We start from the raw sequence: 15,723 nt of genomic DNA, 5'->3' as shown, positions 1-15,723 counted from the left end.
CTCGTGAGCTGACCGGTGGAGAGCTTGCAAGGAAAGCCACAGGAAAGGACGCAATCGATGATTCGGGTCGGCATCGTGGGCACCAACACGTCCCACGCCGGCGTGTTCGCCGGACTCCTGAACGGGGTGGACGGCGGGCCGCCGCAGGTCGAGGACGCTCGCGTCGTCGGCGTATGGAGCAGCGGCAAGGAAGGGCTGTCCGGGATGCACTCCGCTGCGCCCGAGCTCGCCGGGACGTACCGCATCGACCGGGTGGCGACCGAGCCCTCCGAGCTGATCGGCACCATCGACCTGGCGCTGATCCTGGACGACTTCGACGGCGGGGCACTGCATCCGGAGCTGGCCCGGCCCTTCCTCGAAGCCGGTGTGCCGATCTACGTCGACAAGCCGATGGCCCTCGCCGTGGACGAGGCTGTCGCTCTGTTCACGCTGGCCGAGGAGAAGAGCACTCCTTTGATGAGCTGTTCGGCACTCCGCTTCGCATCCGAACTGGACGTACTCCGCCAGGACGGCGCAGGTGAGCTCAGCACCCTGGTCAGCGTCGGGCCCGGTGACTGGTACAACTACGGCATCCACGCGGTCGAGGCCGCGCTTGCCGTCCGCGGCCCAGGGGCGACGCAGGTGCAGCAGTTCAGCAGCGCTGACCGGGACATCACCGTGATCGAGGACGAGACCGGGCCGCGGATCGTGGTCGGCACCCTGCGCGATGCCAGGGCCGGGTTCCACCTCACTTCGTACGGACCTCAGGGAGTCGTACAGACCGAGGTGGCCGACTACCAGTCGTTCTACGCCAACACCATGTCGGCGGCGGTGGGAATGGCCCGGACCGGGACGGCTCCCATCGACAGGCAGGCGACGCTGGAGGTGCTCGCGATCCTGGCAGCCGGGCAGCGCTCGGCCACCATCGGTGCGCCGGTCCGCCTGACCGACGTACTGCCCGACGTGATGCCCGACGCGATGCCCGGAGGGAACGAATGAGCGCGCACCAGCCGCGGATCGGTGTGGTCGGAACCGGCAGCATCGGCCGCGCCCACCTGAACGCCTACCGCCGAGCCGGCGTGGACCCGGTCGCGGTCGCCGACGTCGATCCGGCCGCCGTCGAGGCGGTAGCCGCCGAGTTCGGCGCGACCGCGTACACCGACATCGCCGCGATGCTCGCCGACGGCGACCTCGATGCGATCAGCGTGTGCACACCGCCGTCCACGCATCAGGCACTCACGGTGCGAGCGCTGGAAGCGAAAGTCGCGGTCCTGTGCGAGAAGCCGATGGCGCGCACGCTCGACGAATGTGAACTGATGATCAAGGCCGCCCACGTCAACCGGACCGTGCTCACCGTCGGATTCTGTCACCGGTTCCAGCCCGAGATCGAGGCCATCAAGGCAGCCATCGCCGAGGGTCGGATCGGCACCGTGCTGACGTTCCGGAACCGGTTCTCCGGACCACTCGACGGCGTCGAGTCGTCCTGGTTCTCCCAGCCGGCGATCTCCGGTGGCGGCGTCCTGATGGACACGTGTGTGCACTCGGTCGACCTGTTCCGGTACCTGTTGGGTGAGGTCGACCAGGTACGCGCGCTGACGGCGACCACGGCCACCTCCCGCGGCCCGGCTCTGGAGGTCGAGGACAGTGCGGTGCTGTCGTTGCAGTCGGCAGACGGCGTGCTCGGGGTGATCGAGGCCAGTTGGCGGACCGCACCCGGGGAAGCAGTCGTCACGGTGTCCGGCACCCACGGGCGCCTACAGCTGGACTACGCCACGATGAGGCTGACCGAGGTGGCCGTCGACGGGACCGAGTCGGTCGTCGAGGTCACCGGAGAGGATCGGTTCACCCGCCAGGCAAGGCACTTCCTGAGCTGTGTCGCCGGCACAGAGCAGCCGCGGGTCACCCCGGCCGACGGAGCGCGCGCGATCGCCGTGCTGGCGGAGGCGACCGCTTCCGCCGGCGCGCGTGGATGACGGCACTGCCGGCGTGCCGAGAGCTGCCGTGGGTAGTTCGGAGGGTGCGGGGACCACGGGGCGGTCCGGCTCCGGAAGCGGGCTCGCAAAGCATGCCGTGGTCCGCGCGCATCTGCTCGACCTGATCCGCGACAGGTTGGAGCCTCACCAGAAGTTGCCGACGGAGCGGAGGTTGAGCGAGGAGCTCGGGGTGAGCCGGCTGACTGTCCGCAGGGCCGTCGAGCAGATGGTGAGTGAGGGTGAGGTCTACCGGATCCAGGGATCCGGCACCTACGTCGCGGAGCCGGCGATCCGCAAGCGCGAGTTTCTGACGTCGTTCAGCGACGACATGCGTTCTCGCGGCCTCGTGCCCGGCGCGAAGCTGCTCAGGGCCGAGCAGACGTTGGCCGGTGCCCGGGAGAGCTGGCTGCTCGGCGTGAGTCCGGGTGAGCCGCTGCTGCATCTGGTACGGCTTCGGTTGGCCAGTTCGGTGCCGATGTGCCTGGAGGAAGTGTGGCTGCTGGCACGGCTGGTGCCCGGCCTGCTGGAAACTCCGCTGGAGGACTCGCTCTACGAGACGCTGCTCAGGAGGTACTCCATCACGCTCGACCGCGCCCAGCAGCAGGTGCGGGCGACCGTGGTGGACACGGCGCAGGCCAGGCTGCTCGAGGTACCCGCGCTGACACCTGCTCTCCAGGTCGAGAGGGTGGCGTTCGACGTACGGGGGCGGGCAGTCGAGCTCGCCTGGTCGCTGTACCGGGGCGACCGCTACAGCCTGGAGCAGACGCTGCGCCGCAGCCAGTGAGAACGCCGAACCCTGCTCTTCTGCTCTGCGGATCGGTGCGGCCAAGCTGGACGATTTCGTTGACGGTCTGCACGAGCCGACTTAGCGTCCCGGACGACCTTGTGGCCGTCACGGGAGGTTGGCATGGCTTCGAAGGTGCTTGCCCGGGCTCTTGTCGCTGCTGCCGCCTTGGCCTCGGTGACGCTGGTCGCGCCGCCGGCCCAATCTGTACCCACAGGATCGGCATCAGGCTCCTTGGCAGGCGATACGACCACCACCACGCTGGAACGAACTTGACCACCTGTCCGACATCGTGCCCGCTTGTCAAGCGCTGGCGGGAGTCAACACGCAGTGGTTCTACAACAAGGCGCCCGGCGGCCTGTACGTGAAGGACGGCAAGGTGCTGGGGGCCGCCACACAGGGTCGCGGCGGTGTGGCGATAACCCGCGGCGGCAAGGGAATCCACGTCGATACCTACCAGTCGACGACCACCCTGTACGCCGCGGTGTCGACCATCCCTGTCGATGGAATCAACCGCGTGCCCGGGCAGGTCTGGAACTGCGGCGGTATCGGCGGCGACCAACCAACTGAGCACCCCATGCACGACGTCTTGTGCACCGACTCCAGTGAGCTCGTGGAATTCACCCCCGAATGGAAGGACACACCCAGCGGTCCGGGAACCGAGGTCGTGCTCGACGCGAAGCATCGAGTCGTCGCAGTGAACGACGCCCGCGGCACGACCGTCCCTGCCACGGGCAGCACAGTTCAGGGCACCGGCGACGACGCGGCGTGGCTTGCCACCCACGTCCGTGTCGGTGACACGGTCCGAGTAGAAACCGCCGTCACCGACGGTAGGGGCAAGCCGGTCCACCTGACGCGTGACACGACGATCATCCAGACCGGCCCGACCCTGGTCCGAGACGGGAAGGTGTCCATCAACGCCTATGCCGACGGAATCATCCACAGTGCAAGCGATGTGGGGGACGAAGGCACCGACCAGACCTTCACCTACAACTGGACTGTGCGCGGCAATCCGCGTTCGGTCATCGGTGTGGACACCCAGGGCAGGCTACTGCTCGTAGCGATCGACGGCCGCCAACCTGGCTACAGCGAGGGCGTGAGCATCCAAGAGGAAGCGCGATCATGCATCGGCTCGGCGCTGTACAAGCCCTCAATTTCGACGGGGGCGGATCGACCGTGATGGCCACCATGAACGCCGGAGTTGTCAACCGCCCCTCCGACGCGACCGGTGAACGCCAACTCGGCAACCCGATCCTTGTCGAACCGCGCCGCTGAGCACGAGCCCAGTCCGCTTCAGCGACCGGCGGGCGGGATGTCGACCTCCAGACCGTCGGGGACGGCGTTCGCAGGATCGTCCTTGTGATAAAGCCACGTCGACGGCTGGTCGGTGAGATTGGTGATGCGAAGGCGAACCGGCGCTCGACGTGGGAGCGTGCCCACGGTGACGCGGTTTCCGTCGACGCTCACCGCGCTGGGCTCGACGAACCGACACCGGCCGCCGACGATCTCGAAGCTGTGCGGCAACTTCGCCGACGCGGGGTCGATCCGCTTCTGGAACGAGATGACGGCGCTGGCGTCGGTCACCCGCTCGACGTGCCGCGGGACGGGACGGTCGTCGTAGATGTAACCGCCGAGGTGGTACTCGTACCCGGTCCACGTCGCGAGTCCGAGTTCACCCGCGGTGTGGGCGAAGGTCCGCAGCCAGTCGTCGTCACGGGTCATGGCAGGCGTCGAACCGATGTCGGTCTGGGCGCCGAGCGGGATCGCCGGATGAGTGGCACGGATCTGGTCCAGGAACGGCCGGTACGTCCGCAGGTACGTCGCCGGGAGGTCGGGCCGAACCCAGTCCGGCCAGTTGGTCTGCAGGATGTGGATGTCGGGCCGCACCGCGGAGATCATGGCGGCCGCGTCGAGTCCCTGATACTCGCGTTCGAGCGCGACCGATTCAGGGCCCGCGTCCACGCCGAGGGACCAGGTGCCGACGAGGATGTCGGGCCGGGCCTCGCGTACGCCTCCGGCGCCGTTGACCAGCTCGGCGAGGAACCCGTTCACCGCGTCAACCCGTAGTTGCATCCACTTCGCGTACCGCTCGGTGTCGGTCTTGTAGTACCGCGGGGACGAGGGATCTGCGAAGTCGGGGATCTCCAGACCGTACCTGCGCATGAACGCGTCCTGCGCCAACGGGCCCACGTCGCCGTAGACACCCGAGGCGAGGCCGTTCCATTCCGGGAAATAGGGCTCGGCGACCTCGAAGCCGTCGAACGGATACGTCGAGAGGAGCTTCGACGCGACCTGCTTCTTCCAGCTCAGGTAGTCGGGGCTGAACGGGGAGAAGCGGTAGAAGCCGTCGTCGACAGGCTTCAGCAACCGCATCTGCCACGTGGGCCAGTCGTCGGGGAAACCGGACACGGAGTACGAACCGTTACCGATGACCATGGCCCACACGGTGATCCCCCGCCGGCGCAACGCCTCGACGACGGACCCGTTCACGTCCCGCTCGTTCACGACGAAGTAGTGGACGATCCGGTAGCCGTTGACCGCGAGCTCGTCGGCGATGCTGTCCGGCGACCGACCTTGGTAGTAAGGGAACGTCGGGTCGAGCTGGATGCTCGGACCCGCCAGGCCCCTGGGGTGGACTCGCGCCGACGACCGCTCGGCTGCCCATGCGGGTTGGCCGGTCAGGAGACCGGAACCGACGGCGAGAGAGGCCGACGCGACGGCGCCGCCGAGGACGGCGCGACGGGAGAGCGGACGACTGGTCATGGGTGAGCTCCTCTGCTAAGCGGAGGTGTAGTTGGGCGCGAACAACAGCACCTGAGGACCGGCCGACCCCCCGGTCAGGCTGGTGGTGAGCCGCAGGTGCACGTCGCGTGCACCGAACGCGGCCTGGCCGTAGTGCCACGCCCTGGGCCAGTCGACGTACGGAGACTGGTGCAAGGTGTCGTTGACGGCAACGACGAAGTGACCTCCGCCACCAGCCGGATTGAGGAACAGGCCGACCGGCGTACCGGCCGAGCTGCGGTCTCCCTTCAGCACCACGTCGAGGTGGTAGAGCACGCCGTAGTTGCCGTCGTTGTACACCGCGGCATCGCCGTCGACCGCGCTGTGGCCCAGGCGGTACTCACCCGGCATCGAGTCGTTCCACGGTTTGCCGGGAGGTGCGGAGTCGACGGACAGTCTCTGCAGCCCCCCGTCGGACTCGACCGGGACCGTGCCGTTCAGGTCGGCGTAGTCGAAGGTGCCACGCACATGGTCGGTGTCGCCGGGAAGCACGGGCAGCGTGAGCGGGTCGGCGGGGCGCGGCTCTGTGTACCAGTAGCCGACGGTGGTCACGGTGACCCGGGCCGGTGCCGCTCCGCGCGGAAGCCGCAACTGGTCGGTGGGGATGTCCGGGTCGAGGACGCGCTGAAGCTGGCTGATGTTGTCGGCGGTCCCGGAGGTGACCGCGGCGAACTCCTGGATGCTGGCCTCGGTGTAGGTCGGTGCGACGGTCCGAGTCGACCAGTACGTCTCGCCGGCCTTCAGCGTGGTGAGGTACTTCGCACTGTGATGGGCGTTCATGAACGCCGTCAGCGAGGCCTGGCCCGCGACGTCCGGCCAGTAGTCCGCGCTGCGGCCTACACCGCGGTCGAACAACAGCACGGGCCCGTCGGAGGTGTTCGTCACCGCCACCCCGAGCACCATCGGCACCTGGGCGTTGTTCTGCTGGTGGCCGAGAACCCGGACCAGACCCTCCACGCTGTCCCGGTAGAACGCGCCGGGGAGCGCGGTGTCGGCGTCGGGAAGCTCGGGTGAGTCCGAGAGGATCAGGTGCGGACCGGTCGCGGTCAGCGTCGGCTTCGGAATCTGTTGTTGGGTCCCCAACGACTCGACCGGGACGAGGTCGTCCTCCGCTGCCGCCGGTTGGGCATTGGTAAGTACCAAGCCGGCAGCCGCGAGGAGTCCTGCGGCCAGCATTGCGCGTGCGCCCATTCGTTCCTCCGGGAAGTTACAGCGGCACTTCGACCGATGCGGTCACCGCAAGATCAACCGGGAACGTAATGTCGGAGCCGAGGGTTGTCAATACCAATCCGCCTGCCCTGGCCGGGGCCGATCCAGGCCATCGTCCGACGACGGGACGCCGCCGGACGTCGGACGGCGGACGCCGGCCGTCGGACGGCGGACGGAGGCCGGCGGCGGGTCAGAGGCTCAGTCCGTGGCCGAACCGGAAGAGCGGCTCGGCGGTGTCGAAAGCCACGTCACTTCGGCTGCCCTCGACCGCTCGCATCGACGAGGGCAGGTCGAAGGGCAACCGGCCCTCGGGCCTTGCGTCCCCGAAGAGCACGTCGAGCAGCGCACGCGCGTTCGTGCCGTACGTGGCGACCACGGCCGCCGCCTGGTCGGCGATCTCCGGGATCACGGCGGCGCGTTCGAGGTGGATGTCCACCACCGTGGGGACCGCGGCGTAGACGGCTGCCTGGCGCGCCTTCTCGACGTCGTCGAACTCCAGCGACCCGGCGTGGAACATCGCCTCGAAGCCACCCGGCCGCGGTTCGAACGGCGTACCCAACCGAAGGAACGCCACGTCCGCGTCTGCCGGAGAGTCGACCACCGTCGCGTACGGCGCGACCACCTCGGCGTCGACGCCCTCCACGTACAGCCTGATTCCCTTGCGCAGCGGCAGGATGTGCTCCTTGTTGGTCAACACGGTGACCGACCGCCGCTGGACGTCTTCGCCGCGCGCAACGAAGTCTTGCCTGCCGACGACACCCGCCACGGCGTCGACATCCACGAACGGGTTGTCGAACAGGCCGAGGCGAAACTTCTCCCGCAGCAGCCGGCGTACGGACACGTCGATCCGGTCGACGGTCACCAGCCCCTTCTCGACAGCCTCGATCACGAGCTCCGGACGGCTCTCACCACCGAACTGGTCGCATCCGGCCTCGATGATCTTGACCACTCGTTCGAGCTCGCTCAGCTGCTCACAGCCCCACGCGCGGGCGGGCATCGGCTGGCCCATGATCTCGGCGTCGGTGACCAGCCCCCAGTCGGTGCACACGATGCCGTCGAAGCCGAGCCGCTCGCGCAGGATGCCGGTGATGACGCCCTTGTTGAAGGCGAATCCGACCTCCTCGTACTCCGTGCCGACCGGCATGCCGTAGTACGGCATCACCTGCGAGGTGCCCGCGGCCAGCGCCGCCTCGAACGGTCTGAGGTGATGGTCGAAGTTGCCGCCCGGATAGACCTGCTCGCGCCCGTAGGCGAAGTGCGGATCCTCCCCGTCGAGTTGCGGCCCGCCGCCGGGGAAGTGTTTGGTCATCGTGGACACGCTGCCGGGGCCGAGTTCGTCGCCCTGGAAGCCCTTGACGTACGCGGCGACGAGTTCACCGGACAGGTCGGCGTCCTCGCCGAACGTGCCGGACACCCGCGCCCAGCGGGGCTCGGTGGCAAGGTCGACCTGCGGGTGGAGAGCGACGCGGAAGCCGACCGCGGTGTACTCCTGGCGAGCGATGTCGGCGAACTCCTGCACGAGCTCGGGCGAACGCAGGGCCGCGAAGCCAAGCGTCTCCGGCCACTGACTGAATGCCGTTGCCCTGAAGGCCGTACCGACGTTCTCGGTGAAGTGGTGGCGAGGATCGGTCGAGAGCGAAACCGGAATGCCAAGCCGCGTTTGACGCGCGGCCTCCTGCAGCCCGTTGTGCCACTCCGCCACCTGGCGCGGGTCGTCCACGGAACCCAGCAGGTTGAAGTGGTTGAGGAACAGGTCGGCGACCAGGTGCTGCGTGCTGGGCAGGCCGAAGGCCTCGTTGGCCTCCGCCAGCCGCCCGCCGGGCCCCATCGCCACCATGGGCTGGAACATCAGCCCGGCCTTCTCCGCCAACGTCATCCGAGCGAGGAGATCCTCCACCCGGTCGCCGACGGAACGAGCGGGGTCGTGGTAGGTCTCGATCACCGGGCTCTCCTATCGGAGGGAGTACGCAAGGCAGTCTCCCGTACCCCAGGCCCTGTGTCAGTGGCGACTCTTCGGCCCGTCGGCGGGAACGATTCGTTCTCCAACGGGGCAGGTCGGGTAAACCGACGTCCGGTTCGACCGGAAGCCTTGCAATACGTCCCGAACGCGTGCACTATCTGGTTCGCGCACGACCCGGAGGACCAACAGGTCCTCAGGGCCGGCTGCACGGGGGTTCTTCGCGTTGAGAGATCCAGCGCTCCGGGTCCCTTCGTTCTCCGGCCGCACGTCGCCGCGCCAGTACGAAGGAGACTCCCTCTTGAAGCAGTCCCCACGCTTCCTCGCCGCCTTCGGCGCGAGCATCGTCCTCACGATCGGAACAGCCACAGCTGCGTTCGCCGGCACTGGCGTCGACGCCGCCGCACCCTCCTCCTCCGCCGCAGCGCCCTCCTCCGCCGCCGTTGCGACCGCCGGCCGCACCGCGCTGGCGCGAAGCGACCAGGCCGCCGACCGGTTCGGGATCGACCGGTCCCCCGCACGCGCAGCCGTCGACCGGGCCATCAACCGCGACGACTACCAGTGCGGACCGACCGACTTCGACGCCTACATCGATGGCCTGATCAACGGTCTTTCCAAGGACGAGTTCACCTTCCTCGTCGGCCACATCGAGATGCTGGACGTCCCGACGTACGACGCACTGCTGTACGGCTCCGACACCGACCAGCGCTACGCGCTGAGGAGCGACTACCGGACTCAGCTGACCCACACGTTCCGGGACGTCAAGCGGTTCTGGGACATCCAGTCCGGCGACATCCAGCTGATGTCGATGCACGGCAGCATCATGGGTGACGCGGCAGCTGTCTCCCGCGTCCTGCAGCTGCCACTCGGCGAGCCGTTCAGCAAGTCCCCTGCCGAGGCGGACAAGCACGCCAAGGAGATCGCCGAAGCGGTCGACAGCGGCATGTTCGACGGCGGCAACAACCCGCTGTTCACGCTGAACGCCTTCGCGTTCACCGCCGAAGGCGACCCCGACCCCCTGGTCAAGGGCGTACCCGACAAGCTGATCTTCGGTGACGGCATCGTCGACGCCCTCAACGCCATGGGCATCGGCGACGTCGGACCGCGTGCGGTGATGGGGCACGAGTTCGGCCACCACGTCCAGTTCGAGGACAACCTGTTCGACTCCCCGCTGACCGGGCCCGAAGCGACCCGGCGTACCGAACTGATGGCCGACGCGTTCGGCACCTACTTCGCCACCCACGCCCGCGGGCTCTCGCTCAACACCAAGCGGGTGCTGCAGGCGGAGAAGACCTTCTACGAGGTCGGCGACTGCGCCTTCACCAACGACGGCCACCACGGCACACCCAACCAGCGGCTGCGCTCCTCCGCCTGGGCCGCCGGCATCGCCGACGCCGCGCGCCCGCAGGGCAAGATCCTGCCCTCGCTGACGTTCGCGGACATGTTCGAACAGGAGCTCCCGGTCATCGTCGCCCCGGACGCTTCCTGACCAGTACGACAACACGCGTCGGCCCGGCCGCCCCGTCAGGGGTGGTCGGGCCGACGCGTGTTCGGAGCCGGTCGTGAGCGCTCGCACACCTCAGAGGTATGAGACGCGCCGCAGGAGTTCTGCCTCATACCCGCCGGGTGCGGGCAGACTGGGTGCGGGAGAACTCATGACTGATTCCGGAGGCACCGTCCGTATCCGCCGCAGCGAGTCGGGGCATGGCTGGGAGGCGCGTTGGGAGCGCGGGGACGTCGGTAGCTCCTTCCGGGATCGGGAGAAGGACGCCGTGCTGAGGTGGGCGGCGAGCCGCCCCGCCGACTACTGGCTCACCCACGACCCAGACGCGGACGAATGGATTCCATGGACCCCGCCCTCCGAGCCATGAGCGCCCAAGGCGTTGGCATCCGGAGCGGACCGGCATCCAGGACTACCGCAGCGTCCACCAGGTCGTACGACGGAGCGCACCGGCCCAGCTGAAGCTGAGGTGGAAGTGGTTGGTGTGCGGGTTGGGCGTCCCCGAATACGGCAGCCATCCCTCGTCGGGCCGGTATGCGCGCCATATCTTGCGGTTCCAGATCGCGTACATGATTCCCAACCGGCGGGCCATGGCGTGCCGGTTGCCGTGGCTGTCCGGTCGCAGCAGCCACCAGAAGAAGTCGTTGGCAGCCTTGCGGGACGAGCGCGAGTACGCGTTGAACGCCACGTCCAGGGCACGGCCCTCCGCGTGCTCGCTGACGCCGCCGGTGCAGGGGTGCCCGATGCTCCAGGGACGGTCGCCGTACGTACGGAGGATGAGGTTCTTCACGTCGACGACACCGGGCTTTGCCGTCGTGGCACACCTCGTCCCTCCGTCGTAGGCGGCGTACCTGTCGATCCTCGCCGGGAACGACGGCGTGGGCGGCATGGTCCGCGACCACCCGACGAGCTCCAGGCCCAGGTCCTCGCTGTGAACGAGGGGTACCTCGCCCTCCTGTTTCTGTCGTACGGAGCCTGCGTAGGTCAACGGCGCGACGACCGCTCCCAACACCACGGCACTGACCAGATCCCTGCGTGTAGGCCGGATCCGCCGATTACTCGATTCACCCATGGCCCCAAGCTGACTGCATGCGCGGTGGTCGGACGAGATGGCCGAAGGCTCATGCGGCGAACCCGGTTGACCTTGCAGACTCCTCACACAAGGCCCGGCTGCTCGGGACCAAACTTGCGTGAGCCGTAAAGGTCGTACGGATCTCACGCTCAGGAATGTGCGATGCGTGGCCCTGTCTTTCATCCGGCACTGGTGCCGTCGAGATCTGTAGGACCCTGCCGCATGCACCGGCCCCTCGTCAGCCCGTCATTACATAGGGCACTGTGAGCGTTGCTCCGGCCGGTTGGGGTCCGGATCGGCCAGGGTGGTGCCGTCGGCGGCGGAAAGCGACGCCGTGACGCGAAGAGAACTTTCTGCCGGCAGCCTGTCGGATCCGGTGCGAGGCGTTCGTAGCAGGGGTGAGAGGTTGGCCGGAGGAGGCCGCCGGGACAAGGAAGTGATGAGATGACGCGGTACCTGACCTTTGGCATGAGCCTGAGCCTGGACGGCTACATCGCCGCGCCCGGCGACGACCTCGGCTGGAGCGTGCCGAGCGACGAACTGTTCCAGTGGTGGTCGGACCGAGTGGGGGCGACGGGCCTGGCGCTGTACGGCCGCAGACTGTGGGAGATGATGAGCTCCCACTGGCCGACCGCCGACCAGCAGCCCGGCGCCACACCGGCGCACATCGAGTACGCCCGCCGCTGGCGCGACATGCCGAAGGTGGTGTTCTCCTCCACGACCAGCGCTGTCGACTGGAACGCCCGCCTGGTCACCGGCGACGCTGTCACCGAGATCACCCGGCTCAAGACCGAGGATGGCGGTCCCATGGACATCGCCGGCGCCACCCTCGCCGCGGCAGCCATGCGGGCCGGGCTGATCGACGAGTACGCGATCGTCACCCACCCGGTCCTGGTGGGCGGCGGGACGCCGTTCTTCACAGCTCTGGACAACTGGGTGAACCTGAACCTGGTGGAGACCCGGACGTTTCCCGGCGGCGTGCTCCTGACCAGGTACCAGACCAGGCGCTGAATACCCGGCCTCGGATCGGCGCGGGCTCGAGCGCGAGCTCGGGCTCGGGCTCGGGCTCGGGCTGGGCCATCCAAGGATCCCGTGGCTGGCCGGGGCCCGCGTTCCTGCAACCGATGTCGGGGGACTCGCGTCTTGGTGGCAGGAATGCCCCGAGGAGACGGTGAGCGCGTTGGGTGTGATCGAATCCGGAGTGGTCGGAGCCGTGGAAGCTGAGGCACGCCGGTCGGCGAAGGACGTCAAGGACGCGGAGTTCGAGGCATACATGGCCGCGCGACAGTCCAGCCTGCTCCGTACCGCCTACCTGCTCACCGGAGAACGACACAGCGCCGAAGACCTGGTGCAGACCGCGCTCGCAAAGCTCTACCTCTCCTGGGACAAGGTACGACGACGGGAGCATCTGGACGGATACGTTCGGAAGATCCTGGTCAACGAGAACAACTCCCTGTGGCGCCTTGCCTGGCGACGCAAGGAGTTCACCACCGGCGAGGTGCCCGAACACGGGTCTGTCACCGACCAGCACGACCACGGCGAGAGATCCGCGCTGTGGGAGTTCGTGCAGACGCTGCCGCGCAGACAGCGCGCGGTGATCGTGCTGCGCTACTACGAGGACCTCAGTGAGGCGGAGATCGCCGAGATTCTCGGCATCTCCGTCGGGACGGTGAAGTCCCAGGCAAGCCGAGCGCTCGCTGCGATGCGCCAGCGGGTACACACCCAACCCATGCTCGCGAAGGATCGGGAGGAGGAGCGATGAGCGGCTTCGACAAGGACCTGCTGGTCAGGGAGCTGGACGTACGCTCCCAGGAGGTCGGGGACTCCTCGATCGACCTTGCCGCGGTCAAGCGACGCGCCCGCCGGATGCAGCGCCGCCGCGCCCTGGTGGGCGGCACGGTCGCCGCCGTGGTCGCGGCCGTTACCGTTCCGGTAGTGATGACGTTGGGCCTCGGACTCGGCATCGTCGAGGGGCCGACCGACGACCCCACCGTGGCCGCCCCCCGAGAACCACGTTGTCCACGACCTCTACGACGGAACGCCCCTCCGACGACACGGTGCGGCTCAGCCTCGACGGTCTGGACCGGGGCGCGGCCCCCCGCATCGGCTACCTCGACGGGTCGGAGCTGATCACTCCGGACGCGCGAGGCCTGACGCTCGACGGTCGGTTCAGCTGGATCACGCCGTACGCCCAGGGCTGGCTCGCAGGTTCGTACGACGAGAACGGTCCGCGCCTGAACTTCCTCGACGCTCACGGAGACCTGCTGCGTGGCCAGCCCGGCGCCGGCGCCGTCGTGAACGCGTCCGGCTCCCAGGTCGCCTACGTGACGGCTGCGGAGTCGACGAACCGTACGACCCAGCTCGTCGTGGCACCAACTCTGGGATCGGAGGCGGGCAAGCTCCGCGTCCCGGTCCCGGCCGATGCCACTCCCGTCGGCTTCCTGTCGGACTCGGCCGTTGTCTACGGGACCGACGGCGAGCGGCCGGAAGTCTTCGTCGCCACGGTGGCCGGCTCCGAGAGGGTCCCAGGCCTCCTCGGCGCCTCGGATGCCACCGAACACGGGCTGATCGCGGGGGCCACGGACAGGTCGGACAACGGCTCCTGTTCGGCAGTGGTCCGCGCCGACGGGTTCGCTCAGCTCTGGAGCACCTGCGACTTCAGCTTCGAGCAGTTCAGCCCCGACGGGCGGTACATCCTCGCGACCGACGCCCACCGGGACGGGATCGGCTTCGGCACTCTTGCGATCCTGGACGCGAAGACCGGTGCTGTGGTGGCCCACTACCAGAAGCAGGACCGGGACATGGTCCACATCAATGCCATGACGTGGGAGGACGACAGACACGTCCTGGCCACGGTCTACGACGAGGGCGAATGGGCCGTCGTACGGACGGACACGAGAGGGTCCATCGAGCTGGCGACAGTTCCGGTTCCCGGCCCGGACGCCGAGTGTCCGTTGTTCTTCTCCCTCCGGCCCTGAGGACGGAACCCCTGCAGGCTGGCTGGATAGGCGCAGGGTCGTCGAACAAAGGCCCAGACGGAACGACTGCCGACCCACGGACACGTCGATCCGTCGAGGCTCACTATCACCAGCCCTTGTCACGCATCGGCGCGCCTGACGTCTCGCTCATGGCGAGGGTTCCAGCAGTACCTTGATGGCGCCCTCCCGCTTCCGTTGGAAGATCTCGTAGCCGTACGGCGCCCTGGCGAGCGGCAACCGGTGGGTGGCCAGGTCCTCGACGCCGAGGGGATCGCTGTCGCCGGTCACCAAGGGCATGAGTGGCTCAATCCACCTTTTGACGTTCGCCTGCCCCATACGCAGCTGGATTTGCTTGTCGAAGATCTCCATCAGTGGAAGCGGATCGATCATTCCGGTGTAGACACCGGTAATCGAGACCGTTCCGCCCCGTCGTACGGCATCGAGCGCCGCGTACAACGCACTGAGCCGGTCGACGCCGGCCCTCTCGATCATCAACATCGCCATCGGGCCCGGTAGCAACCCGACGAGTTGCTGGGTCAGCTTGACCACCGAGGCACCATGGGCTTCCATGCCAACCGCGTCGATGGCGCTATCGGGCCCACGTCCGTCGGTCAGGGCGCGCAACGAGTCGCTGATGTCGTCATGGTTGCCAAGGTCCAGAACCTCCACGCCGTGCCGGCGAGCAAGTTCCAGCCGCTCAGGAACGAGGTCGACACCGAAGACCTTCTCCACCCCGGCATGGCGAGCAACGCGCGCACACATCTGCCCGATCGGACCGAGGCCGAAAACCACGACGCTCCCTCCGGGAGGCACATCGGCGTACGCAACTGCCTGCCACGCCGTCGGCAATACGTCGGAGAGATAGACGAACCGCTCCTCCGACGGACCATGGGGCACCTTTATCGGCCCGAAGTGCGCCTGAGGGACGCGGAGATACTCAGCCTGGCCCCCTGGGATGGTGCCGTACAGCCTGGTGTAACCGAACAGCGCGGCACCCTTTTCCTGCGCTCGGACCTGGGTCGTCTCGCACTGTGTGTAGAGCTGGCGGTCGCACATGAAGCAATGCCCGCAGGAAATGTTGAAAGGGATCACTACCCGATCGCCGGGCTTTATGTGACCTACTTCGCGTCCTACCTCTTCGACGACTCCGATGGTCTCGTGGCCCAGAATGTCGCCCTCCTCCATGAACGGGCGGCCGAGAACTTCGTACACATGCAGATCCGAGCCACAAATCCCTGCTGTCGTAACTCGTACGATCGCGTCTGTAGGCTCCTCAATCTTCGGGTCTGGCACTTTGTCGACGCGAACGTCCCTCCTGCCGTGCCATGCAACTGCTCTCATGGCTCCCCCAAAGCCTTGCTCCCTACCGCGAACCTAGCTACCTCGCAGCCGGGACTCACGGGACGGATGTCACAGCTGACCACCGGCACTACGACAGCCCAGCCCGGTACGGCCGCAACTCGTCCGGCGACAGCGCCCCGTCGAGGGC

General features: G+C 67.7%; 13 protein-coding genes and 1 pseudogene. 9 read left to right on the top strand and 5 right to left on the bottom strand.

Annotated elements, in window-relative coordinates; translation table 11 throughout:
• Window positions 1-57 precede the first annotated feature (57 nt).
• The 4 genes and pseudogenes from BLU27_RS11080 (at window position 58) to BLU27_RS11065 (ending at window position 4,011) form a co-directional block, all read left to right on the top strand.
• Window positions 58-978, top strand: a complete 921-nt coding sequence (locus BLU27_RS11080; protein WP_092652990.1) for a Gfo/Idh/MocA family protein — start codon at window positions 58-60, stop codon at window positions 976-978.
• Window positions 975-1,952 (top strand): Gfo/Idh/MocA family protein, encoded by a 978-nt coding sequence (locus BLU27_RS11075; protein ID WP_092652988.1) that lies wholly within the window; start codon window positions 975-977, stop codon window positions 1,950-1,952. Before BLU27_RS11080 ends, BLU27_RS11075 begins: the two co-directional genes overlap by 4 nt.
• Window positions 1,852-2,736, top strand: coding sequence for a UTRA domain-containing protein (locus tag BLU27_RS11070; RefSeq protein ID WP_092652986.1), 885 nt, complete (start codon window positions 1,852-1,854; stop codon window positions 2,734-2,736). The genes BLU27_RS11075 and BLU27_RS11070 overlap by 101 nt, the downstream gene beginning before the upstream one ends.
• 577 nt (window positions 2,737-3,313) lie before the next feature.
• Window positions 3,314-4,011, top strand: a pseudogene (locus BLU27_RS11065) (phosphodiester glycosidase family protein).
• Between the two features lie 18 nt (window positions 4,012-4,029).
• Here BLU27_RS11065 and BLU27_RS11055 read toward each other — a convergent pair.
• The 3 genes from BLU27_RS11055 to BLU27_RS11045 form a co-directional block, all read right to left on the bottom strand.
• A complete protein-coding gene (locus tag BLU27_RS11055; protein ID WP_197681776.1) occupies window positions 4,030-5,499 on the bottom strand; it encodes a hypothetical protein in 1,470 nt (489 codons plus the stop codon).
• A 15-nt stretch (window positions 5,500-5,514) separates the two neighbouring features.
• The gene (locus tag BLU27_RS11050; RefSeq protein WP_157728422.1) at window positions 5,515-6,708 is read right to left on the bottom strand and encodes a hypothetical protein; all 1,194 of its coding nucleotides are present in this window, start codon (window positions 6,706-6,708) and stop codon (window positions 5,515-5,517) included.
• Between the two features lie 208 nt (window positions 6,709-6,916).
• Window positions 6,917-8,668 (bottom strand): glycoside hydrolase family 3 protein, encoded by a 1,752-nt coding sequence (locus BLU27_RS11045; RefSeq protein WP_197681775.1) that lies wholly within the window; start codon window positions 8,666-8,668, stop codon window positions 6,917-6,919.
• A gap of 316 nt (window positions 8,669-8,984) precedes the next feature.
• On the opposite strand from BLU27_RS11045, the gene BLU27_RS11040 reads away from it, so the two are divergent.
• Both BLU27_RS11040 and BLU27_RS28955 read left to right on the top strand, forming a co-directional pair.
• A complete protein-coding gene (locus tag BLU27_RS11040; protein ID WP_092652978.1) occupies window positions 8,985-10,172 on the top strand; it encodes a neutral zinc metallopeptidase in 1,188 nt (395 codons plus the stop codon).
• 166 nt (window positions 10,173-10,338) lie between these two features.
• Window positions 10,339-10,554: a hypothetical protein gene (locus tag BLU27_RS28955; RefSeq protein ID WP_157728420.1), complete on the top strand. Its 216-nt coding sequence runs from the start codon at window positions 10,339-10,341 to the stop codon at window positions 10,552-10,554.
• Window positions 10,555-10,596: 42 nt separating this feature from the next.
• Here the strand turns inward: BLU27_RS28955 and BLU27_RS11035 are convergent, their stop codons facing one another.
• Window positions 10,597-11,199: a VldE C-terminal domain-containing protein gene (locus BLU27_RS11035; RefSeq protein WP_092652976.1), complete on the bottom strand. Its 603-nt coding sequence runs from the start codon at window positions 11,197-11,199 to the stop codon at window positions 10,597-10,599.
• A 501-nt stretch (window positions 11,200-11,700) separates the two neighbouring features.
• Here BLU27_RS11035 and BLU27_RS11030 point away from each other — a divergent pair.
• The 3 genes from BLU27_RS11030 (at window position 11,701) to BLU27_RS11015 (ending at window position 14,234) form a co-directional block, all read left to right on the top strand.
• Window positions 11,701-12,267: a dihydrofolate reductase family protein gene (locus BLU27_RS11030; protein WP_092652974.1), complete on the top strand. Its 567-nt coding sequence runs from the start codon at window positions 11,701-11,703 to the stop codon at window positions 12,265-12,267.
• A gap of 160 nt (window positions 12,268-12,427) precedes the next feature.
• Window positions 12,428-13,018, top strand: coding sequence for a SigE family RNA polymerase sigma factor (locus tag BLU27_RS11025; protein ID WP_241827908.1), 591 nt, complete (start codon window positions 12,428-12,430; stop codon window positions 13,016-13,018).
• Between the two features lie 253 nt (window positions 13,019-13,271).
• Window positions 13,272-14,234, top strand: coding sequence for a hypothetical protein (locus BLU27_RS11015; RefSeq protein ID WP_157728418.1), 963 nt, complete (start codon window positions 13,272-13,274; stop codon window positions 14,232-14,234).
• Between the two features lie 147 nt (window positions 14,235-14,381).
• Here BLU27_RS11015 and BLU27_RS11010 read toward each other — a convergent pair whose 3' ends face one another.
• The gene (locus tag BLU27_RS11010) at window positions 14,382-15,575 is read right to left on the bottom strand and encodes a zinc-dependent alcohol dehydrogenase (protein WP_092652968.1); all 1,194 of its coding nucleotides are present in this window, start codon (window positions 15,573-15,575) and stop codon (window positions 14,382-14,384) included.
• Window positions 15,576-15,723: the final 148 nt, after the last annotated feature.

Source organism: Actinopolymorpha singaporensis, assembly GCF_900104745.1.
GTDB classification, from domain to species: Bacteria; Actinomycetota; Actinomycetes; order Propionibacteriales; family Actinopolymorphaceae; genus Actinopolymorpha; species Actinopolymorpha singaporensis.
The sequence above is the reverse complement of the archived record's forward strand: the minus strand, read 5'-3'. Positions and strand labels throughout refer to the sequence as shown.